The following is a 21,024-nucleotide window of genomic DNA, read 5'->3' on the forward strand; positions in this document are numbered from 1 at the left end:
GTGGAGGTCGGACCGCCGTCGCGCACGCGCGCGTGCGGGCTCCGCGCGCGTCGCGGTCACCGGTCCGCGAGGACACGCCTCGGCGCCACCCGGGACGCGGCGGGCGACCGCCGTCCCCGGAAGCCGGGACGCGGCGGGCGGCGGCTCTCTCCAAGGCCGGGCCGGCGGGGCGCGGGGAGGCCGCCGCCGGCCGGGCGGACCGTCTCCCCGCGCAGGGCGCGCAAGGCCGGGCAGTGGGCGCGCACGCGTGCGCGTGCCGCCGCCGACATGCGGCGGCACGCCGAGCCGTGCCACGCCGAGCCGTGCACGCCATGCCTCCGCGCGTGCCCCACCACCGCACGACCCGGCTCGGCCCTCACCCGTCCAGTGCGAACACGTCCCCCGTTCGGGCCCGCATCGCGCAGGCGTTGGCGAAGGTCTCCGTGTAGCGGACCGCGCGGCCATGCCACTGGCCGCGCGCGTCGACCGTCACGGGTGCGTAGATCATCGAGCAGAAGACGTTCTTGCGGGGGATGCCGCGGATGTCGCCGCCCGCCCTGCGGAGCTGGGCGCAGGCCTCGGCCGCGTGGGAGTGGCCCCGGGGCGGGTCGCACAGCAGCAGGGTGCCGTGGATGTCGCTGGTGCGGGCGTTGCGGTGGGTGACGGTGACGTACAGCCAGTCGCCCGGTCCGATGTGCCGGTGGGCCGCCAGGGCCGGGGCCGGGACGGCGAGGAGGAGGGCGGCCGCCGCCGTCAGGCCGCGCAGCAGCCGGGCGGTCGTCGCCTTTTTGGAGTGGGTCATTCCCCGTGTATCGGCACGGCGGCCTGGGGACCCCAGCCCGGCTCACCCGAACGGGAGCACGCGCGCGTGTGCCGCGCGGCCAGGTCGCAGGCGGCGAGCACCACCCGCGTCTGGTACTCGGCCTGTCTGGCGACCGGTATCCAGCGCGCCCCGAGGCCGTCGCGGTAGTCGGCGCACCACTGCTCGATGAGCCACTCCAGCTCCGGCAGCGCCCCGGCCGCGTCCTGCCCGGCGGTGCGCACGAGCCGGTGCAGCAGCCCGGCGGTGCGCAGGGCCAGCCGCCGCCCGGCTATGCGCAGGGCGGCCAGGTGGGCGCTGGTCAGCGGCGGGAGCGGGCGGGCCGTGCCGTCGTCGGTGTCGGGGTCCCAGGCGTCGGCGAGTCCGGGGCAGACCAGTAAATAGTCGTCCACGGGAGCCAGCAGACGGGCCGCGTCCGGCACCTCGGCCAGATGGGGCCGGACCCGGGCCAGGAGCCGCTCCAAGCGCCCGGTGTCGGCGCGCAGGCCGCGGCTGACGCGGCGCAGCACGGCGTCCCGGTCCGCGGGCGCCGAGCCGTCCGCCACGGCGGCCACGCCCCACATGGGTGCCTCGACGACGGCGGTCACGGTGCCGTACCGGTACGGGTGGAACCATGTCGAGTCCACGGCCGCCTCGGTGATGGCGGCGGCCAGGTCGCCCCGGCGCGGCGGCGGGATCCGGTAGACGGCGGGCCCGAGCCGGGGCCAGTACAGGGAGTCGTAGGCGCCCAGCTCGCGCGGGATGCCCAGGCGGGCCGCGGCGTGCGCGACGCGCTGGGCCAGGCCCGGCAGCTCGTGGGTGAGCTCGACGAACCCGCCGCCGACGTCGACAGCCGTGCAGCGAGCACTGGACGAAGGGCCGCAGTTCGTCCTGGAGGTCGAGCAGGGCACGGGTCTCGGGCAGCCCGGCAGCCGCGGCGCCGTCGGGCAGCCACTCGGGCTGCTCCAGGAAACCGGGCCGGAAGAAGTTGCGGAAGTAGTGGCCGAGGGCGTAGGGGCCGGCAAGCCAGTCCTCGTTTCGGCGCGAGCCGTCGGGGTCGAGGCAGAGCAGCAGGTTCCAGGTGATGTCGGCGTCCTGTCCGGCGCCGGGGACGGCCAGCACCCGTTCGGCCAGCCGGAGTACGGTGGCGCCGCCCACCGGCTCGTTCGCGTGCGGTCCGGCGACGACGAGGGCCTGGCGGTCGCCGTGCCCGACGGAGAGCAGCCACAGGGGCGTACCCGCGCGGGAGGTGCCGGCACGGCGCAGCCGGGCGTCCCTGGGGTGGCGGGCGACGAGTGCGGCGGCGCGGGCGCCCAGCTCGTCCACGGACGGATAGCGGTGGAGTGGCGACAGGGCACACCTCCACAAAGCGGTGCCGTCGGTTCACCGAATGTACACGGTGTACGCACAGTCAGTCACGAGTTGGCGGGTTCGTCAACACCGCCGTCCGAAAAGGGACTTGACCAACCCCGTTGGGTGATGTGCAGGCCAGAGGTGAGACTGGGCTCAGTCCACCGGCGCCCCGGCCGCGGAACCACACGGCCCGAGGAACCACACGTTCCAACGAACCACACGGCCCGCGGAGCCCTCAGTCCGCCGAGAGCCGGAACGCCATCTGACCGAAGCCGACCTGGTCGCCCTCGCGGACGACGGCCGCGCCGATCACCCGCCGCCCGTTGACGGTCGTGCCGTTGGTCGAGCCGAGGTCCCGCAGCACCCACATCCCGCCCTGCCGACGCAGCTCGGCGTGCATCCGCGAGACCGTCTCGTGGGTCAGTCTCAGGCCGCTGGCCGGATCGCGCCCTATGCGCAAGGGGTGGCCGCTGCCGGGGTGCGGCAGCAGCAGCTTGGGTAGCCGCTCGGCCTGCCAGGCCCTGCGCAGCCGTACGGTGAAGCCAGAGACCGCCTCGACGGTGCCGAACACCAGCCGGGACAGCCGGCCCTCGGTGGGCAGGTCGGAGGTGAGCGCGGCGAGCTCGTCCGCGCGGCGGGCGGCCAGGGCCAGCTCCATGCGCCGCACGAACGTGTCGTGCGACAGCCGGCCCACGGCGACACCGTCACGGAGCACCCTGAGCGCCTTGTCGCGCTCCGCGTCGGACAGCCGCGCGGGGTAGGTGTGGAACTCGAAGGACGACGTCACGGTGGTGATTGTCGGTCAGTGAACCGTGGGTGTCCAGAAAACGCGGAAACGGCCACCGGGCGGGCGCATTCGACGACACCCGCCGCAAAACGAAAGATTCAAAAGCGGATTGATCTCTCATGGAGGACGATGGGCAGAACTACATCACGGTGAGCAGACGAAGGGGAACCGTCCGTGCAGTTCGAGGTGTGGGCACCGCAGGCCGGCCGTGTGACGCTCCAGTGCGACGGCGCCACGCGCGCGTTGGAGCGCGATCCGGAGCGCGCGGGATGGTGGACCGGTGAGGCCGGGGCGAGTGACGGCTCGCGCTACGGGTTCTCGCTGGACGGCGGTGACGCGCTGCCCGATCCGCGCTCGCCCCGGCAGCCGGACGGCCCGGACGGGCTGAGCGCGGTCGTCGACCACGCGCGGTACGAATGGCGCTCGGGCACCTGGGCGGGGCGTCCGCTGCCGGGCGCGGTGCTCTACGAGCTGCACGTGGGCACCTACACCCGCGAGGGCACCTTCGACGCGGCCGCCGGACGGCTGGAGCACCTCGTCGAACTGGGCGTCACCCACGTCGAGTTGATGCCGGTGTGTCCTTTTCCCGGCCGGCACGGCTGGGGCTACGAGGGTGTGTCGCCGTGGGCCGTGCACGAGCCGTACGGCGGCCCCGAGGGGCTGAAGCGCTTCGTCGACCGGGCGCACGAGCTCGGTCTGGGCGTGGTCCTGGACGTGGTGCACAACCACCTGGGCCCGTCGGGCAACTACCTGCCCCGGTTCGGCCCGTACTTCACCGACACCCATCACACCCCCTGGGGCGCCGCCGTCAACCTGGACGCGCCGGGCTCGGACGAGGTGCGGGACTTCCTGGTCGGCAGCGCGCTGGCGTGGCTGCGCGACTACCGGATCGACGGGCTGCGGCTGGACGCCGTGCACGCGCTGGTGGACACCCGTGCGTGCCACTTCCTGGAGGAGCTGTCCACGGCCGTGGACAGGCTCTCCGCCGACCTCGGCCGCCCGCTCTTCCTGATCGCCGAGTCGGACCTGAACGACCCGCGGCTGATCACCCCGCGCGCGGAGGGCGGCCTCGGACTGCACGCCCAGTGGAACGACGACTTCCACCACGCCCTGCACACGGCGCTGACCGGCGAGGCCCAGGGCTACTACGCCGACTTCGGGCGGGCCCCGCTCGGCGCGGTCGCCAAGACGCTGACCGGCGGCTACTTCCACGACGGGACGTACTCGAGCTTCCGCGGCCGCCGTCACGGCCGTCCGCTGGACCGCACCCGGGTGGCCGGTCACCGGCTGCTCGGCTACAGCCAGACCCACGACCAGGTGGGCAACCGCGCCCAGGGGGACCGGCTTTCCCTGCTGCTCGCCCGCTCCCCCGGGCTGCTGGCCTGCGCGGCCACGCTCACGCTGACCGCGCCGTTCACGCCGATGTTGTTCATGGGTGAGGAGTGGGCGGCCGCCACGCCGTGGCAGTTCTTCACCGACCACACCGACCCGGAGCTCGCGGAGGCGGTGCGCCGGGGCCGGCGGCGGGAGTTCGCCGAGCACGGCTGGGCAGAGGAGGACGTACCCGACCCGCAGGATCCGGCGACCCGGGACCGCTCCTGCCTCGACTGGTCCGAGCCGGAGCGCGAACCGCACGCGCGCGTGCTGGCCTGGTACCGCCGGCTGACCGCGCTGCGGCACGAGCAGCCCGACCTCACCGACCCCGATCTCGCCGACACCAAGGTGGCGTACGACGAGGAGGCCCGCTGGCTCGTGTTCCGCCGCGGGGATGTCCGGGTGGCGGTCAACCTCGGCAAGGAGACGGCCGCCATCACCCTGGGCAGCCGCCCGGCCCGGGTGCTGGCCGCCTGGGATCCGGTGGAGGCCCCCGGCGCGGACGGGGTGCTGCATGTGCCTGGGGAGTCGTGCGTGGTCCTGGTGCAGGGCTGAGCGCGGCACCTCACGCGGCGGGGACACACGGCTTCGACCGCGACGTGGCCGGGGCGCGGGACGACGGCTCCTCGCCGCCCTGGTCCGTGCCGTGCGCGCCCTCCCTGCCGTGCGCGTCTTCCGTGCCTCACTGGCCGTCCGCGTCTTCCGTGCCTTCCCGGCCGCACGTTTCCTTCGTGCCTTACTGGCCGTGCGTGCCCTCCGGGCCGTCCGCGTCGTACCCGTCGTCCTTGTCGCCGTCCTTGCCGTCCTTGCCGTCCCTGCCGTCATCCCGGAACTCCGTCACCCGCTCCAGCAGGATCGCCTCCCAGGCGTGGCGCAGCTGGGCCCTGAGCGGCGCAACAGGGCTGTCGTCGCGGCCCTCCAGGCGGTCGGCGAGGCGGATCACCGCGTCGCAGCGGGCCAGCCACAGGCCGCGCAGACAGGGCCGGGCGCTGTAGCCGGCGAGGGTGGCGGCGCGCACGGCCGCGGGAGAGCCGACGGCGAGGGCGAGGCCGGCGATGTCCTCGGCGGGGTCGCCGACCACGGCTGCGGTCCAGTCCAGGACGCCGCGCACCCGGCCGTCGGCGCTGACCACCAGGTGTTCGCCCCTCAGGGCGTGGTGGACGAGCACCGCGGTGCCGGGCTGGGCGGCCAGCTGGGCGGCGGCGGGCGAGGCGAGCTGGGTCATCCGCGCGGGGTCGAACTCGTCTGCCTTCCCGAGGCGTTCGGCGGCGTGCACGGCCATCCGGCGCAACGCCTCCAGGGAGCGCGGCGCGACGCGCGGAACGCCCAGCGTCCCGGCCTGGCGCACGGGCACCTCGCGCAGCCCGGTGAGCAGTCCCGCCAGGTCGTCCTCGCCGATGGCGGAGACGTCGTGGTCACCGGCCGTGCCACCGGGGATCCTGGTGTCCAGCGTGTACGCCAGTCCGGGCGCCCACTCGCCGTGCGCGACACTGGCCGGGACGGCGACCGGCAGGTGCGGGCGGACAAGGTCACGCAGCCGCAGTTCGCGCCTCCGGCGCAGGGAGGCCTCACGGTCGGGGGCCAGCCGCAGCACATGGCGGGTGCCGACCCACCAGGTGGAGTGCCCGGCGCCCGCCGCGACGGGCCGGACGTCGGGTCCGGCGGCGGTGTCCGCACCGTCCTTGAGCAGGGTGCGGACCAGTCTGCGGACCGTGTCCGCGGTGGGTGTCGGTGCCTGGGTCATCATCGCGCCGTGTCGTCCCGTTGCCTGGGTGGATGCTGCCGGCCGGTCAGTCCACCAGGACCATCTCGCGGGTCGTGTCGTTGAGGCGGCGGCCCCCGTCCCCGGTCACCGTCACGATGTCCTCGATGCGCACCCCGAAGTGGCCGGGCAGGTAGATCCCCGGTTCCACGGAGAAGCACATGCCGGGGACCAGGGGCTGTTCCTCGCCCTCGATCATGTACGGCGGCTCGTGCGTGGTCACGCCGATGCCGTGGCCGGTGCGGTGGATGAAGTACTCCCCGTACCCGGCCTCGGCGATCACCGCGCGGGCGGCCCTGTCGACCTCCTGGCAGGAGACTCCGGGGCGCACGGCCCGGAAGCCGGCCTCCTGGGCCTCGCGCACGATGTCGTGCACCCGGCGCTCCTCGTCGGTCGGCTCGCCGACATGCACGGTGCGGGTGGTGTCGGAGCCGTAGCCGTCCTTGAGGCCGCCGAAGTCGAGGACGACCATGTCGCCGCGCTCGATGACGCGGTCGCCCATCTCGTGGTGCGGGTTGGCGCCGTTGGGGCCGGATCCGACGATGGTGAAGTCCACCTGGGAGTGCCCGAAGCGCCGCAGCAGGGCGGCGAGGTCGGCGCCCACCTCGGACTCGCGGCGGCCGGCGAAGGGAACCTTGCGGATCTCCTCGAACGTGGCGTCGGCGGCGGCGCCCGCGGCCGCCAGGAGTTCCAGTTCGGCCGCGTCCTTCACGGCCCGCAGCATCGGCAGGGCCTCGGTGAGGGAGGCGTAGGAGGTGCCGGGCAGGGTGTGCTGCAGGCCGAGCAGGTGCATGGCCCAGGCGTTGTCGCTGATGCCGAACCGGCCGCCGGTGCCGAGCAGGGCGGCGGTGACGGCGTAGGGGTCCTTTCCGTCGGTCCAGTCGTGCAGGCTCAGGGCGGACGCGCCCACGGCCTTGGCCGCGTCCGGGGCCTCCAGGGTGGGCACGACGAGGACGGGGTCCCGGTCGGCGGCGAGGACGAGCAGCGTGAGCCGTTCGGTGACGGCCGTGGGCGCGTAGCCGGTGAGCCACACCATGTCCGGCCCCGGCGCGACCAGCAGCCCGGCCAGTCCGGCGTCGGCGGCCGCTGCGGCGGCGCGTGCCATCCGGGCCCGGTAGTCGTCGGCGGTGAAGGGCGCGGGCGCGGTGCCTGTCATCCGGGCCTCCGTAGGCGGCTGAAGAAGCGGTGAGGATCTACGGGCAGCATCCTGCCCGGCCGTGCGCGGCCGCGCGAGCCGGTCGACGTCCGGCCGGCGGGTGTCGCCGCCGGGCCGCCGGTGACGCGGTCGCACGGCCATGGTCCCATCCTGTCCGGTTGCGCGACGGTGTGCCCAGTGCTTTCCCCGCGGCCACCGGGCACGGGCGGGTTTCCTCCGGCCATCGCGTCAGGTACCGAGGTGCGGCCCCGGGCATGGCGCGCGCCGGGGTGCGCCGGAAGTGACGCAAGGGACCGGAGCGACGGGACTGGGAGTGACGGGAGGGAGCGGGAGTGTCGGGAGGGAGCGATGGCGGGAGTGACGGGAGCGATCAGGCATCACGTGACGACTCCGGGCATCACGTGACGACTCCAGGCATCACGTGACGACACCAGGCGTCACGTGACGACACCCGGAGTGACGGTCAGCTGCTGCCGGCCGCCGTTGCGGTGGCGTACGGTCAGCGCCGTCCCCCGCCCCGGAAGTGCCCGGCCGACGGCGCGTGCCAGGTCCGCCGCCGAGCCGATCCGGGTCCGGCCGAACACGAGGAGTACATCGCCTCGGACCAGGCCCGCCGAGTAGCCGGGGCCGGGCACGTGCACGCCGACGACCCGGGCCCCTTGCCCGTCGTCGTCGACGACCTCGATACCGAGGGCCGGGCGCACCGGCTCGGGGGTGGACGCGGGGCTCGCGGCGGGGAGCGTGCGCGCCGGTCCGGACCGGGGCGCCCATGACCGCGGTCCGCCCGCCTGAAGCTGGAGCCCGGCCGGCCCGCCGACGCCGGTCACCGTGGCACCCACCGTGCCGAGGCCGATCCCGGACAGGACCAGGACCAGGCCGGCGAGGAGGCCGAGCACCAGGCGACGGCCGCGCCGCCGGGTGGCGTGCGGGCGCCGGACGCGGCCGGGAGCGGTGCCGCCGCCGGGCACCTGACCGGGCATCGGCTTGGGTCGCAGCGCAGTCTGTTCCATTGATCGCCTCCGGCTGGTGCCTACCCGGTGTCCCGGCGCACCACGAGCCACGAACGAGTGAGACCGGCCCGCGGCCGGCCGCAGGAAGCCCTGGGGGTGCGGCACACCCGGGAGCACCCGGTGGCCGACGCGCGGGGCGGCGGCAGCGGACCGCCCCGGCGGAGCCGTCCGGTTGACGGCGGTGCCGGCTCGCGCCCGCATCCGACGGCCCGGGCACCGACGTGAGCCGCCGTGGAGCACGCCGCTGTGGAGCACGCCGCCGGGCGGGCGCGCCCTGTGCGCGAGGCGGACGGTCAGCCGACCGGCAGCACGGGCGCGGGCGGCCGGTCCGGCAGGAAGCGGTGCGCGCGGCCGGCCAGCCACTCCGCCTTGTAGCGGTCGACCTCCCGGTGCCAGTTGAGGATGCCCGCCATCCAGTTCTGCAGGTCGGTCACATAGCCCTGCATGGTCGCGCGCGCCTCGTCCGGCAGCTCGAAGTCGTCGTACACGACGGGCAGTTCGTGGGCGACCACGTGCTCGAACTGCCGCATTCGCTGGGTCATCAGGTCATGGACAACGGCGAGCGCGGCCGGGTAGTCGATGCCGAAGAAGTGCTGGACGACGAGGACGGCGTTGTGGATCTCGCCCTCGTACTCGATCTCCTTCTGGTACGAGAAGACGTCGTTGAGCAGGCAGGCGTAGTCGACCGCCGCGTTCTCCAGGGAGCGGACCGGGCCGCTGCGGTAGACCTCGGGCGGGATGGCCGGGCCGTGCCCCATCCGGCACAGGCTCAGGGTGAGGTCGGAGCCGAACGTGGCGCGCCGCATCTCCAGGTAGTCGACCGGGTCGGGGACGCGGTTCTGCAGCTGGTTGGACAGCTCCCACACCCAGCTCTCGGTCATCGAGTCGATCGCGTGCTTCAGGGTGCGCCGCTGGCCGGGGGTCATCTCGGCGGTGGTGCGCGCCCAGAGGTCGCACAGGGAGCGCTCCATGGCGTTGACTGGGACGGCGGCCGCCTCACCCTCGACCGGCATGCACGCCGACAGCCGGGCGGTGGTGAGCCTCGCGGCGGCCAGGTCGCGGCGGTGGCCGTAGACCAGTGGGTAGTAGTCGTCGCCGTAGGTGCCGAAGGCGAGCCACTGGGCGCTCAGGTCGAGCGCCTCGGGCGTGGCGTCCGGGTCCAGGCCGGCGGAGCACAGCGCGAGGTCGTAGGCGGCGAGCTTGTCCTCGTCCCACACTCCCTCCGCGAGGATGCCCATGCGGTGGCACCACTGGGCGAGGGCGCGGCGGGCCGCGTCCAGGTGGGGGCTGAGCTCCAGCGGGTACGGCATGTGCAGGTCGGGGATGCGGGAGGGGCCGACCCGCTGGAAGGGGACGTGCGTGTAGGCGCGCAGCCTCCCCCGCTGCGTGAAGGGCGAGAGGGGTGCCCCGACGGTCCCCGCCGCCGCGAGCAGCGCGCCCACGTCGGCCGCCGAGGTGCCGGGGCCGGCCGGGCGCTGCCAGGGGCTGGTGGGGCGGGCCCGGTCGTTCATGTACCGGCTCGAGCGCATGTGCCATTCGTGACCGCCGGACTGCCAGTCCTGCAGGCCCTTGGTGTACGCCGCCACCGCCGCGACCTCGTCCGGTGCGAGGCCCTTCTCCAGGGCCAGCGCGGGCACTTCGGTGAGCGCGGTGTGCTCGAACTGGTGCAGACGGGAGGTGAGCACGTCGTTGACACAGTCGGCGGCCTCCTGGGTGGTGCAGCCGAAGAAGGTCTCCAGGACCAGGACACCGTTGCTCAGCTCCCCCTCGTCCTCGACCTCCCGCTGGTAGGAGAACAGGTCGTTGCGCAGGTGCACCCCGTCGGAGAAGGCCTCCATCAGTACCCTGAGTGGCCTGGACCCGGCGACCGGCGCGGGCACCTCGGCGGTCGCGTACTCCACGAGCCCCGCCGACCAGGGGGCGCCGCCGACCTTGCGGCGCATCTCGATGTACTCGACGGGGTTGGCGATCCGCCCCTCGTTGATGTTGGACAGCTCCCACAGGGACTCGTTCAGCAGATGCTCGGTCGCCACCGCGAACCGCCGCCGCCAGCCGGCCGACATGGACGGCACGGTGCGCGCCCACAGGTCGGCGAGGCCGGCCTCCACCGGGTTTTGCGGCTCGGGCACGTCGGCCGCGGGGTCCAGCGGCATGAACAGGGACAGCCGGTCCAGGTGGGCCTTGCCGCCGGGGCGGTCCTGACTGCGCTTGAAGGTCTCCAGGAAGTGGTCGTCGAAGAAGAAGACCCACACGTACCAGTCGGTGATGAGGGAGAGGGCGGGTCCGTCGCAGTCGGGGTGGGTGTAGGCGCAGAGCAGGCCGTAGTCGTGGGCGTCGAGGTCGGACTGCTCCCAGATCCCGGAGCCCTCCAGCATGCCCATCTCGCGCGCCCACCGCGTCGAGTGGGCGCGGGCCTCCTGAAGGTGCGGGTTGAGCCGCGCGGGATACGGCATGTAGAAGTGCGGGAGTTCGAAGGGCTGCTGCGTCATGGCCCGGCCCTACCCGTGACACTCCGGCACCATCCGGCCGCCCGGACGTGATCACACCATCGCGTGAACCGGTGCCGGAACGACCGGGGTTCACCGGTGGACTTCAGCTCCTGACCTGGATCAGCGCGTGGGTGCCGCTGGTGCGCCAGCAACCGTCCCCGGCGGCGTCCAGCGCGGCCTCGGTACGCGCGTCCAGGCCGGTGATCACATCGGACTTCAGGGTGCGCAGGGCGGCGACCGGGCCGGGGAAGAAGGCGGTGACGTCGGTGAACGGCGTGGTCGGGGGCCACAACCGGTCGCCCACCAGGCGCCGGTAGTTGAGGTCTCCCTTGAGCACGGTCAGCGTGGCCGCGGCGAACTGCGCACCGAGGTCGCCGGGCATCCCCGCGTACGGCAGCGGGGCGCAGGAGAACGGATGCGCCCGGACCGTCAGCCGGCCGTCGCCCATCGCCGCCCACAGGTGGTGCCCGTACCTCGCGGCCGCGCCCGGCGCCGCGGTCAGCCGGCGCACGGCGTCCACGACGTCGGCGGTGGTGGCGTCGGAGACGTAGTACGGGTACGGCTTGACATGCAGGACGGCCCGCTCGACGTGGCCGTGCGCGAGGAGGTGGGCCACGAGGAGGAGATCGGGGACGAGTTCCCGGCCCGCGTTGTCCGCGACCAGGCAGAGGGTGCCGGAGCCGGAGGGCGGCAGCAGCGACCAGAGGGTCCGGCTGTCGTCGGCGACCAGGGCGGGGACGGCCCGCACGGCTCCGGCGTCGGCATCGGCCCTGGCTCCGGCATCGGCTCCGGCATCGGCTTTCGAGAGACGGAAGCCGAGGTCGGCACGGTTGCCCCAGAGTGACCCGTGCAGCAGGGCGGCGGCGCGCTCGTCGGCCGGTACGCCCTCCAGGGCGTCGAGCGCGGCCAGTTCCTCGTCCGTCCCGGGCGCGTCGAGTTCGGCGAGCTTGGAGGGGCGGAAGGGGTCGATGCCCTGCCAGGGCCCGGGTGCGAAGTAGCCGACGGCGTCGAGGAGCCGGCGGTAGAAGTAACTCTCGGACCACAGCCACGGCACATCGAACCAGGACCGGCCGGCGTACGTGGCCAGGCCCCAGGCCTGCCAGCGGTCGCGGTCGTGGGCGTCGGCGGGGAGCGGCTCGATCACGCCCTCGGTGCAGCTCTTCAGCAGCGCGTCGAGGGCCCCGTGCTGCTCGGGACCGTAGGGGAAGGAGTCCCGTACCTGCCGGATGACGGCCGGGTGGCGCTCGGCCAGCACACTGTGCGGGAAGGAGCCGGGCCGGTCGCCGAGGAGCACGGGCGCTGACGGGGTCTCGGGCATACGGCCCACCGTACCGGCCGCCCCGTACCGGTTCCTTCTCCCGCGCTTCCCGGGGAGGCGCCGGGCGTCACTCCCGCGGCGGGGCGGCGTACCGGGCGCCGATCTCCCGTTCCAGGTGCGTGGCGAGTGCCAGATAGCGCGGACGCCGGTGCACCGGCACCAGGCCGCGGATCAGCAGGTGCCACATCTCGGTCGTCCGGCGCGGCAGCCGCTCGAACGGTTCCAGGGGCCGACTCGCGACACGGGTGCCGACGAAGAAGCAGACGAGGGAGTGTGCGACGGCGTGCACGTCGACGTCCGGGTGGACGTCGGACTCCCTCACCGCGCCGAGGAGTTTGCGGGTGGCGATCTCCAGCCACTCGGTGAAGGGGTGCCGCAGGGGCGGGCGCACCTCGACTCCCCCGGTGGCCAGGCGCAGGCCGGCGCGGACGACCGGGCCCTCGACCGCCTGCCGGGTGAGGGCGAAGGTGATGCGGATGAGCGCTTCCAGCGAGGAGTAGCCGTGCCCGTCGACGTCACGCGTCACCTGGCGCGAGGCCCGGGACTGCAACTCCATGATGGCCTGGGCCAGGTCCTCCTTGGCCGCGAAGTGGAAGTACAGGGCGCCCTTGGTCACTTGGGCGTGCTCGACGATGTCGCTGAGGCTGGTTCGTTCGTAGCCGCGCCGGTCGAACAGGTCGGCGGCGGCCGTGATGATCGTCGCGCGGGTCTGCTCGGCGCGTAACTGCCTCGGCATCGACGAAACACTCCCGGGACCGTAAAGAACGGGGCATGCCGTTTGTTTCTGACTCCCCGTACACGATAGCTCACCAGCCCCCGGCGTCCACCAGGCATTCGAAGACGGCCGACTCCCCCTGCGTCGCCACGACGCGTGTCCGCCCCCCTTCGTCGGTCTCCACACTTATCCAACTGGGGCGGTCCAGTTCGGCATAGCGGTGGAAGGCGGCCCGGAAGGCGGCCGGCGGCCGTGGCGCGAAGCCGCGGAGGCAGGCCACCTGGCGGGCCGCCTCCAGCAGCAGCATGCCGGGGACGTGGTCGAGCGGGTGGTCGAAGAAAACGGGATGCGCGGTATCCGCGCGCAGCTGCCAGCAGTCCGGGCGCCGGGTCGGGGCCAGAACGACGTCCTCGGGCAGGGTGCGGTACACGGCGGCGGCCGGCAGGCCGGGCGGCACCGCGAGCGGGGACACGGTGGCGGGGGTGCGTCCGCCGCGCAGCCGGCGGTAGGCCGGTTCGCCCAGACTCGCGCAGGCGACGTACGCGGTCGCGACGCGATCACCGTCCCGGCGCACGTCCACCTCGTAGCGCAGGGCCGCTGAGCGTCGTCGGCCGTCCCGCAGGAAGCGGACGCCCAGGTCGGTTTCGGCGGGCAGCAGACCGACGGCCAGGTGGGCTGGATCCGTGGTGACGCGCAGCTCCTGGAGCACGAACCGGTGGCCCAGCGGCACGCCGTAGGCGGTGTGGGCGAGCAGGGCACCGCACTGGCGGACGGTCTCGGCGACGAGCAGCGTCTCGTACGCCGACCGGTCCGGCGAGAGGTGCAACTGGTGGGCGCGCGGCCACTGCGCGCAGACGGTGAACCGGTCCTCGCCGGTCCTTCTCCAGCCGGTGAGGAAGGTCTCGGCGAGCGCCGCGCGGTGCACGAGCTGGCGCGGAACGGTGGCGGTCAGATCCGTGGCCGCCGTCGGGAACCCGGCGAGCCGCCGCAGTTGGGGCATGTCCCTCCCTGGTCCCCCCGAAGGCCTCCGCAGACCATGAGGCGCCTGCGCCGCTGAGCGCTAGAGTACGAGCCGACCGGTTTGTTTTCAATGAGATCGAGAGGTCCGGACCCATGCGCGACCGGGACGGCGCATCGGTCGGAAACCGGCCAACTCGGTGCAGTGGAGGGGTTCTCATGGCGAAGCAGGAGCGCGCCATCAGGACGCGCAGGGCGATCCTGGAAGCCGCGGGCGCGGTGTTCGACGAGCACGGCTACACGTCCACCACCATCTCCATGGTGCTGGAACGGGCCGACGTCACGAAGGGCGCGCTGTACTTCCACTTCCCCTCCAAGGAGTCCCTCGCCCAGGCGGTGCTGGACGAGCAGGTGCCGTTCGGGGCGGTGCCCCAACAGCCCTGCAAGCTCCAGGAGATCATCGACATCACCTTCGTGGTCGGTCAGCGGCTGCTCGGCAACGCCCTGCTCAGGGGCAGCGTCCGGCTGACCGTGGACCAGTGCGCGCCGCCCGGCGTCGACCACACCGGGCCGTTCCTGCGCTGGGCCGAGCACCTCATGGTGCTGATGGGACAGGCCCGCGAGCAGGGCGAGTTGCTGCCCACGGTCGAGCCGCGCGACACCGTGGAACTGCTGGTCGGCGGCTTCGCCGGCATCCAGTTGATGTCCCGGGCGCTGACCGGCCGCGCCGACCTCGGGCACCGGATATCCGTGCTGTGGGGCCACATCCTGCCGAGCATCGCCGTCCCCGGGCTGCTCCTTGGCCTGGACACCGAGCCGGACCGGGGCGCCCGCGTCCTGGCGGCCCTCGACTCCGCCGGGGTCCGGCCGTGATCCTGCTGACCGGGGCGACGGGCACCGTCGGACGGCTGGTGGCGGGCCGGTTGTCCGGCGTCGCGCCGGTACGGCTGCTGACCCGTGACCCGGGGCGCCTGGCCGCCGGCCCCCAAGTGGAGGTCGTGGGCGGCGACTTCGATGAGCCACGGAGCCTGGAGCGGGCGCTGACCGGTGTGCGGTCGGCGCTGCTGGTCACCGCCGATCCGCTGACCCACGTCCACGACGAGCACTTCCTGGCGGCGGCCCGGCGCGCCGGGGTCCGCCATGTGGTGAAACTGTCGGCCCTTGCGGTGACCGACCCCGGAGCCCGCGACCTGATCACCACCTGGCAGCGCGGCAACGAGCGACTGCTGCGGGAGTCGGGCCTGTCGTGGACGATGCTGCGTCCGCGGGCCTTCATGTCCAACACGCTCGGCTGGGCCCGCTCGGTCCGCGAGGAGGACGTGGTGCGCGCGGCCTGCGGGAGCACCGCGAACGCGACGGTCGACCCACGGGACATCGCCGCGGTGGCGGCGGCCGCGCTGCTGGACCCGGACGGCCACGCGGGCCGGGCCCATCCGCTCACCGGCCCCGAGGCGGTCAGCGCGGCTGGGCAGACGGAGATCCTGGCGGAGCTGCTGCGACGTCCCCTGGTGTTCGTGGAGTTGACGACGGAGCAGGCGCGGGAGAGGCTGCGCGCCCGCTACCCGCAGCCGATCGCCGACGCCCTGATGGAGAGCGCGGCGCGCGGGCGGTCGGGGGCGAAGACCCGGGTGCATCCGACCGTGCAGCGGCTGCTCGGCCGGCCCGCGCGGAGCTACCGGGAGTGGGCGGCGGACCACTTGGCGGCATTCGCGGGCCGGGCCTGCTGAAGACACCTTCCGGCCCCGCCGGTTGAACGCGCCACGGCCGGCTCCCGTACTGCACGGGACAGACCGTTCCCCCGCCGGCCGAGGAGACGTCCGCGATGACTCGGATGACCGCACCCCTCAGGGTCATGGGAGCCGCCGTGGCGGCCTCGGCCCTGCTCACACTGTGGGCGGCGGGGCCCGCCCGGGCACACGGCGCCCCGACCGACCCGGTCAGCCGGGTGTTCGCCTGCTCGCCGGACGGGGGCAGCCGGTCCGGTTCGGCGGCCTGCCGGGCCGCCGTCGCCGCGAACGGCGCCACCTTCACTGCGTGGGACAACCTGCGGGTGCCGGACGTGAACGGCAGGGACCGCCAGGTGATCCCGGACGGCAAGCTGTGCAGCGGGGGGCTGCCCGCCTACAAGGGCCTCGACCTGGCCCGCGCCGACTGGCCGTCGACCCGGCTGAGGCCGGGCGCGAGACTCACGATGACCTACGCCTCGACGATCGCGCACGAGGGCACGTTCAAGCTCTATCTGACCAAGCCCGGCTACGACCCGGCGAAGCCGCTGACCTGGTCCGACCTTCCGGCGCGCCCCTTCGCCCAGGTGACGGACCCGGCGCTGACGGGCGGCGCGTACCACATCGCGGCGACGCTGCCGGCCGACCGGACGGGTCATCACGTGCTGTTCACCATCTGGCAGAACAGCAGCACGCCGGACACCTACTACTCGTGCTCCGACGTGGTGTTCACGAAGGCCCAGGGCGCGGTCGCCGGGGGCCGCAAGGGCGCGAGTCCCTCCCAGGAGGGCCGCGCGGCCGGCTCCACGCCACCGTCCGCCAAGGCGTCCGCTCCCCGGCCCGCGCGAGGCGCCGCCGCCGACAGCAGTCCGGTGGCGTCCGCGACCGGCTCCGGTTCGGGGCCGTCCGCGCCGCTGCTGGCGGGCGGCGCCACGGCGGTACTGGTGCTCGCCGGTGGCGCCGCCCTGGCCCTGCGTCTGCGCCGACGCTGAACCTCCCTGCCGGGTCGGTCAGTTGACGTAGACGGTGGCGCCCGCGTCGGTGACCGGGGCGTACCTGGCGGTGAAGTAGCCGCTGCCGAAGCACAGCGACGAGCCGGACGTCTTGGTGAACTGCTGGTTGGTGAAGCTGATGCTGTTGCCGGTGTTGTCGGCCTTTCCGGTCAGACTGGGGGCCTGGTAGACGCAGGTGATGCTGCCCAGCAAGGTGCGCAGCTTGACCGTGGTCTGGATGGTCGAGCCGCCGGCGGGGGTCACGGTGAGGGTGCCGTCGGAGGCCACCGTGGTGGTGTACGGCAGGTGGTCGACCGTGATGGCGCTGACGCCGAGCACACCGGTGACGTTGCTGGTGCAGCCGGCGGCGTCGAAGGTCTGCCCGGTCACCGACTCGGTCGCCGTGCCGGGTGCCGCGGGGTTGTCGGTGACCGTGGCGGTGAACGTCGACGAGGCGCAGGAGACACCGCTGGTGCCGGTCGCGCTGGAGTAGAGCGTGGCCGTGGTGCCGCTCGCCAGCGGCGCGGAGAGGACATCGCCGACGGCGACGGGTGTGCCGCCGGTGCCGCCCGTGGTGAGCACCGCGCCGCCGGCCGCGAAGGCGGGGGAGACCGCAGGCAGGGAGAGGGCGGCGGCCGCGGCGGCCAGGGTGAGGAGAGGACGCGTACGCATGCGGGTACCTCGTTTCTGGAAGTGGGGGGCTGGTGAGGTGAGGACGCCCGGAGGCGCCCGCCGTCACCGGTCCGTCACGCCTTCTCCGTACGTGACGGACCGGCGACGGCAGCCGGCCGGTGACCGGCCGAAGGCCTGGGGGGTGGGCCTCCGGCCGGGCCGGGGCGGAGGGGTGAGCGGCGCGGACCGGCCGGGGGACGGTGTCGCGCCGTGCAAGGAAGGTGAGGAAGAACCCGGGAGGGAACGCGGCGTCGCCGCGCGGCGGATCCGGCGCCACGGATCCGGGGGAAGCCAGGCAGAGTTGTAGACCTGTTGCTCCATCAACGTCAAGGTGTGGCAAGGAAGTTGATGCGCGACACGAGGGTTTCCGGACCACTTCGCGGCGCGTCCGGGCGCGGCGGCCGCCTCCATCGCGGAAGGCGCCGCACCACTGGTGACACACAATGGACACCTTTCTTTCACAAGCACCTTGACCCGTAAATGTAACCACCGGTAACTTCCGGAACGGCTACTGCTGCGTAACGAGAAAGCCCTTGCACCCGCCGGGAGACGTCTCGGGCGTACGCCGCAGCCGCTGTCCGCGCCAGGGCAACGGGCCGCTGAACTCCGTACGGCACTGACTATGCGCATGGGAGCAGACAATGGCCTCGTCCTCGGACCTCACACCGTCCGCCGAGCACACCCCCGGCCCCCCGGAAAGCGGTTCACCGTCCTCACCGGCCCCCGAAGCCTCCGGGGTCACCGAAGGCACGGACAGTCGCGGCCGGGTCCGGCTGCGCCGGGCGGCGGTCATGGCGGTGCCCGCGACCCTGGTCGCCGCGGCTCTGGCGGTCCTCACCGCCCAGGGCGCCCTGGGCGTGCAGTTCGCGATCTCCGGGATGCCCTTCACGGTCACCGCGACCGAGTTGAACGGCACCGGCTTCGAACAGTTCGGCGCCCTGGACAACATGGCCGACGGCAGCCCCAACGCGGGCGACACCGGCGGACAGGTGCTGGTGGTGACCTCGGCGATCAAGAACGCGACGCTGACCAGACTCTGCCAGAGCGTCGACCTCGGCGGCACGAACCTGCTGATCACCGCGGGCAGCGGCGCGAACAAGGTGCAGGCGACCCATCTGACGACCGACTCGACCGAGTTGTCGGGCGACGCCGCGTTCAACAACATCGAGATCGGCAACGACGCCAGCACGCTCACCAAGGCGGGTGTGCAGGGCCCGAAGGGCGTGTTCAGCCAGCAGGCGGACACGGTCCGCATCGCCAACCTGCGGCAGACCAACTACGCCACGACTGCAGGCGTGTTCAAGCTGCCGGGCCTCAAGCTCCGCTTCAGCGATTCGGGTTGCTGAACCGATGGCGGGCGACGTGACGACGGGACGGCAGGGGGCGGCACTGGCGCGGGCCGGGCAGGCGGGGGCGGGCACCGCGCGTCCGCGGCTGCGGGCCGGCTTCCGCGACTGGCGGTACCGCCGTCCGTTCTGGGGCGGACTGCTGCTCACACTGGGCGGGGCGGAGATCCTGCTCACCGAGAAGGCGTCGCTGAAGGTCGTACTGCACATCGGGATGCAGGGCCTGGCCGGCTATCTGCTGCCCGCTCTGATGGTGCTGCTCGGGCTGCTGACCCTCTTCAACCCGGCCCAGCGCCTCTTCTACTCGCTCACCGGAATCCTGCTCTCGCTGGGCACCTGGCTCACCTCGAACCTGGGCGGCTTCTTCGTGGGCCTGCTCCTCGGGGCGACCGGCAGCTGCCTCGCCTTCGGCTGGCTACCCGACCAGGGGCCACGGCGCGGGCGAAGGTGGCGGCGCAGGACGGCACAGCCACAGCCACAGGCTCAAGCACCGGCCCAACCGCAGGCGCCAGCACCGGCCCAGCCACAGGCCGAGGCCGGAGCCGGGGCCGCGACTGGGACCGGAGCCGCGGCCGCGACGGCCGGCGTGGACTGACGGCGTGGACTGACGGCGTGGACCGACGGCGCGGGTCCGGCCGGGCGGCACATCCGGAGCCGGCCGGCCCGACGCTCAGTTCGCCGTGGCCGGCGGCTGCGTCGGCGCGGTGTGCGCCGGCTCGGCGGCGGTGCGCACGGCGGTCGGCTCCAGCGGGGCGGACGACGCCGTGCCGGGCTCGTCCTTCATGGCCTTGGCCTCGCTCTTCAGGATGCGCATGGACTTGCCCAGCGCCCGGGCGGTGTCCGGCAGTTTCTTGGAACCGAAGAGCACGATGACCACGATCGCCACGATCAGCAGGTGCCAGGGTTCCAGTCCGTTGCGCAGCATGACAGCGCCCTCCCTTTCCTCACGTTCTTCTGGTGTACGCCTTGCCGGCCCACCCGGCGACAGTTGCTACATTGCGCAACTGTACAACCCGGATGGAGAAACAGGGGGCGCCGATGACCGTCACCAGCAGCCGCAGCACCGCAAGCCCGCCCGCCCCTCGCCGGGGCCGGGGCGGTCGCCGGCTGCGCATCACCCTCGCGGGCGCCGCCTCCGTGCTGGTGCTGGGGGTCGCCGGAGCCGGCTGGCTCTATCTGAAACTGGACGGCAACATCAGGACCTTCGACGCGGGCGGGCTCTCGGACAACCGTCCGCAGGCCACCTCGAAGGGCGAGAACGTCCTGGTCATCGGCTCCGACGCGCGCACCGGCGGCAACGACGCGCTCGGCGGCGGCAACAAGGACGACATCGGCCGCTCCGACACCACCTTCCTGCTGCACATATACGCCGACCACCGGCACGCCCTGGCCGTCTCCATACCCCGTGACACCCTGGTCACCATCCCGCCGTGCAAGCTCCCCGACGGCACCTGGACCAGATCTCAGTCCGGCGCGATTTTCAACGAGGCCTACTCGGTCGGCAACACCGCCAAGGGCAACCCCGCCTGCACGCAGAACACTGTCGAGAAGCTCACCGGACTTCGCGTCGACCACACCGTCGTCGTGGACTTCAAGGGCTTCGCGCGGCTGACCCAGGTGGTGGGCGGCGTGCGGGTGTGTCTGCCGCAGGACGTGCACGAGAAGGATCTCAACCCGCATCTCACCGCCCCCGGAAGGCTGCTGTTCGGCAAGGGCGTCCAGACCGTCTCCGGGCAGCAGGCCCTGGACTACGTCCGTATCCGCCACGGCATCGGTGACGGCTCCGACATCGGCCGCATCAAACGCCAGCAGGCCTTCGTCGCGAGCCTGCTGAAGGAGGTCAAGAGCAAAGGCCTCACCCCGGGGAAGCTGCTGCCGCTCGCCGACGCCGCCACCGCCTCGCTCACCGTCGACCCCGGGCTGGGCTCCGCCGACAAACTGATGTCCTTCGCGATGTCGCTGAAGGACATCGACCTGCACAACACCAAGTTCCTGACCGTCCCCTGGCGGTACGAAGGCGAGCGCGTCGCCATAGTGCAGCCGGACGCCGACGCCCTGTGGGCGGCGCTGCGGGCCGACCGCACGCTCGACGGCAAGGACGCCGGCGGCGGGCGCACCGGCGAGGACGCCGCCTCCGGTTCGTCCTCCGCGTCGGCCTCTCCCCCGCCGTCCCCCTCCCCCGCCACCGTCTCCGGCGAGGGCATCCGGGTAGCCGTCTACAACGGCACCACCATCGGCGGTCTGGCCGCCCGGGCCGCCGGCACGCTCACCGCGCACGGCTTCACGGTCACCGGTACGGCCACGGCGGGCCGTCAGGACCACGCCACCACGATCGTCGAGTACGGACCCGGTCTCCACGCTCGGGCCAGGACCGTCGCCGCGGCCTTCCCCGGCGCCGAGTTGCGCCCGGTGACCGGCGCCGGGATCGCCGTCGTCCTCGGCCGCTCGTACGCCGACGACGCGGCCACGGCCCCGCCCACCACGTCCGCGAGCCCGGCCCCGACCTCGATTCCAGCCCAGGTCGCGGCCGGTGCGCGCTCCGCGGACGACGACCCCTGCTCGAACCTGACCTACGGCTGAGCCGCACGGAC

General features: G+C 73.4%; 18 protein-coding genes and 1 pseudogene. 7 read left to right on the forward strand and 12 right to left on the reverse strand.

Going from position 1 to position 21,024, the window contains the following annotated elements:
• Positions 1-355: 355 nt before the first annotated feature.
• The 3 genes and pseudogenes from ACH4UM_RS08030 to ACH4UM_RS08040 all read right to left on the reverse strand — a co-directional run bounded on the left by ACH4UM_RS08030 (position 356) and on the right by ACH4UM_RS08040 (position 2,918).
• Positions 356-781 (reverse strand): SSI family serine proteinase inhibitor, encoded by a 426-nt coding sequence (locus ACH4UM_RS08030; RefSeq protein WP_398175261.1) that lies wholly within the window; start codon positions 779-781, stop codon positions 356-358.
• A pseudogene (locus ACH4UM_RS08035) lies at positions 778-2,104 on the reverse strand (M14 family zinc carboxypeptidase). Before ACH4UM_RS08035 ends, ACH4UM_RS08030 begins: the two are co-directional and overlap by 4 nt.
• 262 nt (positions 2,105-2,366) lie before the next feature.
• Positions 2,367-2,918, reverse strand: a complete 552-nt coding sequence (locus tag ACH4UM_RS08040) for an FHA domain-containing protein (RefSeq protein WP_398175263.1) — start codon at positions 2,916-2,918, stop codon at positions 2,367-2,369.
• 174 nt (positions 2,919-3,092) lie between these two features.
• Between ACH4UM_RS08040 and treZ the strand changes: the two genes are divergently transcribed.
• A complete protein-coding gene (gene treZ, locus ACH4UM_RS08045; protein ID WP_398175265.1) occupies positions 3,093-4,847 on the forward strand; it encodes a malto-oligosyltrehalose trehalohydrolase in 1,755 nt (584 codons plus the stop codon).
• A 181-nt stretch (positions 4,848-5,028) separates the two neighbouring features.
• On the opposite strand, the gene ACH4UM_RS08050 is transcribed toward treZ, so the two are convergent.
• The 7 genes from ACH4UM_RS08050 to ACH4UM_RS08080 all read right to left on the reverse strand — a co-directional run bounded on the left by ACH4UM_RS08050 (position 5,029) and on the right by ACH4UM_RS08080 (position 13,742).
• Positions 5,029-6,036 carry an aminoglycoside phosphotransferase family protein gene (locus tag ACH4UM_RS08050; RefSeq protein WP_398175267.1) on the reverse strand — a complete coding sequence of 336 codons (1,008 nt, stop codon included), beginning with the start codon at positions 6,034-6,036 and terminating at the stop codon, positions 5,029-5,031.
• A gap of 46 nt (positions 6,037-6,082) precedes the next feature.
• The gene (locus ACH4UM_RS08055) at positions 6,083-7,210 is read right to left on the reverse strand and encodes an aminopeptidase P family protein (protein WP_398175269.1); all 1,128 of its coding nucleotides are present in this window, start codon (positions 7,208-7,210) and stop codon (positions 6,083-6,085) included.
• Between the two features lie 437 nt (positions 7,211-7,647).
• Positions 7,648-8,220 carry a PDZ domain-containing protein gene (locus ACH4UM_RS08060; RefSeq protein WP_398175271.1) on the reverse strand — a complete coding sequence of 191 codons (573 nt, stop codon included), beginning with the start codon at positions 8,218-8,220 and terminating at the stop codon, positions 7,648-7,650.
• Between the two features lie 293 nt (positions 8,221-8,513).
• The gene (cyc2, locus tag ACH4UM_RS08065; RefSeq protein ID WP_398175273.1) at positions 8,514-10,709 is read right to left on the reverse strand and encodes a germacradienol/geosmin synthase Cyc2; all 2,196 of its coding nucleotides are present in this window, start codon (positions 10,707-10,709) and stop codon (positions 8,514-8,516) included.
• Between the two features lie 103 nt (positions 10,710-10,812).
• Positions 10,813-12,027 (reverse strand): damage-control phosphatase ARMT1 family protein, encoded by a 1,215-nt coding sequence (locus tag ACH4UM_RS08070; protein WP_398175275.1) that lies wholly within the window; start codon positions 12,025-12,027, stop codon positions 10,813-10,815.
• A gap of 67 nt (positions 12,028-12,094) precedes the next feature.
• A complete protein-coding gene (locus ACH4UM_RS08075) occupies positions 12,095-12,763 on the reverse strand; it encodes a ScbR family autoregulator-binding transcription factor (protein ID WP_398175277.1) in 669 nt (222 codons plus the stop codon).
• 70 nt (positions 12,764-12,833) lie between these two features.
• Positions 12,834-13,742, reverse strand: a complete 909-nt coding sequence (locus ACH4UM_RS08080) for a ScbA/BarX family gamma-butyrolactone biosynthesis protein (protein ID WP_398175279.1) — start codon at positions 13,740-13,742, stop codon at positions 12,834-12,836.
• Positions 13,743-13,918: 176 nt separating this feature from the next.
• Here ACH4UM_RS08080 and ACH4UM_RS08085 point away from each other — a divergent pair, with 176 nt between their 5' ends.
• From ACH4UM_RS08085 to ACH4UM_RS08095, 3 genes are all read left to right on the forward strand, one after another.
• Positions 13,919-14,572: a ScbR family autoregulator-binding transcription factor gene (locus ACH4UM_RS08085; RefSeq protein ID WP_398175281.1), complete on the forward strand. Its 654-nt coding sequence runs from the start codon at positions 13,919-13,921 to the stop codon at positions 14,570-14,572.
• Positions 14,569-15,426: an NAD(P)H-binding protein gene (locus ACH4UM_RS08090; RefSeq protein ID WP_398175283.1), complete on the forward strand. Its 858-nt coding sequence runs from the start codon at positions 14,569-14,571 to the stop codon at positions 15,424-15,426. The genes ACH4UM_RS08085 and ACH4UM_RS08090 overlap by 4 nt, the downstream gene beginning before the upstream one ends.
• Before the next feature lie 95 nt (positions 15,427-15,521).
• The gene (locus tag ACH4UM_RS08095; RefSeq protein WP_398175285.1) at positions 15,522-16,415 is read left to right on the forward strand and encodes a lytic polysaccharide monooxygenase; all 894 of its coding nucleotides are present in this window, start codon (positions 15,522-15,524) and stop codon (positions 16,413-16,415) included.
• A gap of 18 nt (positions 16,416-16,433) precedes the next feature.
• Here ACH4UM_RS08095 and ACH4UM_RS08100 read toward each other — a convergent pair whose 3' ends face one another.
• On the reverse strand, positions 16,434-17,087 hold the full coding sequence (locus ACH4UM_RS08100) for a Tat pathway signal sequence domain protein (RefSeq protein WP_398175287.1): 654 nt from the start codon (positions 17,085-17,087) through the stop codon (positions 16,434-16,436).
• A gap of 641 nt (positions 17,088-17,728) precedes the next feature.
• Here ACH4UM_RS08100 and ACH4UM_RS08105 point away from each other — a divergent pair.
• Both ACH4UM_RS08105 and ACH4UM_RS08110 read left to right on the forward strand, forming a co-directional pair.
• Entirely contained in the window at positions 17,729-18,433 is a 705-nt protein-coding gene (locus ACH4UM_RS08105) for a DUF6230 family protein (RefSeq protein WP_398175289.1), read from the forward strand.
• A 4-nt stretch (positions 18,434-18,437) separates the two neighbouring features.
• Positions 18,438-19,028, forward strand: a complete 591-nt coding sequence (locus tag ACH4UM_RS08110; protein WP_398175291.1) for a DUF6114 domain-containing protein — start codon at positions 18,438-18,440, stop codon at positions 19,026-19,028.
• Between the two features lie 75 nt (positions 19,029-19,103).
• Here the strand turns inward: ACH4UM_RS08110 and tatA are convergent, their stop codons facing one another.
• Complete coding sequence (tatA, locus tag ACH4UM_RS08115) at positions 19,104-19,358, reverse strand: Sec-independent protein translocase subunit TatA (RefSeq protein ID WP_398175293.1); 255 nt, start codon at positions 19,356-19,358, stop codon at positions 19,104-19,106.
• 113 nt (positions 19,359-19,471) lie between these two features.
• Between tatA and ACH4UM_RS08120 the strand changes: the two genes are divergently transcribed.
• Positions 19,472-21,013, forward strand: coding sequence for an LCP family protein (locus tag ACH4UM_RS08120; RefSeq protein WP_398175295.1), 1,542 nt, complete (start codon positions 19,472-19,474; stop codon positions 21,011-21,013).
• Positions 21,014-21,024 lie beyond the last annotated feature (11 nt).

It is taken from the genome of Streptomyces sp. NPDC020801 (genome assembly GCF_044334385.1).
Taxonomy (GTDB): Bacteria; Actinomycetota; Actinomycetes; order Streptomycetales; family Streptomycetaceae; genus Streptomyces.

Bases quoted from the DNA above. Each gene is read 5' to 3' on its own strand.
- ACH4UM_RS08030 (WP_398175261.1), bottom strand. From the start codon at position 781: ATGACCCACTCCAAAAAGGCGACGACCGCCCGGCTGCTGCGCGGCCTG.
- ACH4UM_RS08050 (WP_398175267.1), bottom strand. From the start codon at position 6,036: ATGACCCAGGCACCGACACCCACCGCGGACACGGTCCGCAGACTGGTC.
- ACH4UM_RS08055 (WP_398175269.1), bottom strand. From the start codon at position 7,210: ATGACAGGCACCGCGCCCGCGCCCTTCACCGCCGACGACTACCGGGCC.
- ACH4UM_RS08060 (WP_398175271.1), bottom strand. From the start codon at position 8,220: ATGGAACAGACTGCGCTGCGACCCAAGCCGATGCCCGGTCAGGTGCCC.
- cyc2 (WP_398175273.1), bottom strand. From the start codon at position 10,709: ATGACGCAGCAGCCCTTCGAACTCCCGCACTTCTACATGCCGTATCCC.
- ACH4UM_RS08070 (WP_398175275.1), bottom strand. From the start codon at position 12,027: ATGCCCGAGACCCCGTCAGCGCCCGTGCTCCTCGGCGACCGGCCCGGC.
- ACH4UM_RS08075 (WP_398175277.1), bottom strand. From the start codon at position 12,763: ATGCCGAGGCAGTTACGCGCCGAGCAGACCCGCGCGACGATCATCACG.
- ACH4UM_RS08080 (WP_398175279.1), bottom strand. From the start codon at position 13,742: ATGCCCCAACTGCGGCGGCTCGCCGGGTTCCCGACGGCGGCCACGGAT.
- ACH4UM_RS08085 (WP_398175281.1), top strand. From the start codon at position 13,919: ATGGCGAAGCAGGAGCGCGCCATCAGGACGCGCAGGGCGATCCTGGAA.
- ACH4UM_RS08095 (WP_398175285.1), top strand. From the start codon at position 15,522: ATGACTCGGATGACCGCACCCCTCAGGGTCATGGGAGCCGCCGTGGCG.
- ACH4UM_RS08100 (WP_398175287.1), bottom strand. From the start codon at position 17,087: ATGCGTACGCGTCCTCTCCTCACCCTGGCCGCCGCGGCCGCCGCCCTC.
- ACH4UM_RS08105 (WP_398175289.1), top strand. From the start codon at position 17,729: ATGGCCTCGTCCTCGGACCTCACACCGTCCGCCGAGCACACCCCCGGC.
- ACH4UM_RS08110 (WP_398175291.1), top strand. From the start codon at position 18,438: ATGGCGGGCGACGTGACGACGGGACGGCAGGGGGCGGCACTGGCGCGG.
- tatA (WP_398175293.1), bottom strand. From the start codon at position 19,358: ATGCTGCGCAACGGACTGGAACCCTGGCACCTGCTGATCGTGGCGATC.
- ACH4UM_RS08120 (WP_398175295.1), top strand. From the start codon at position 19,472: ATGACCGTCACCAGCAGCCGCAGCACCGCAAGCCCGCCCGCCCCTCGC.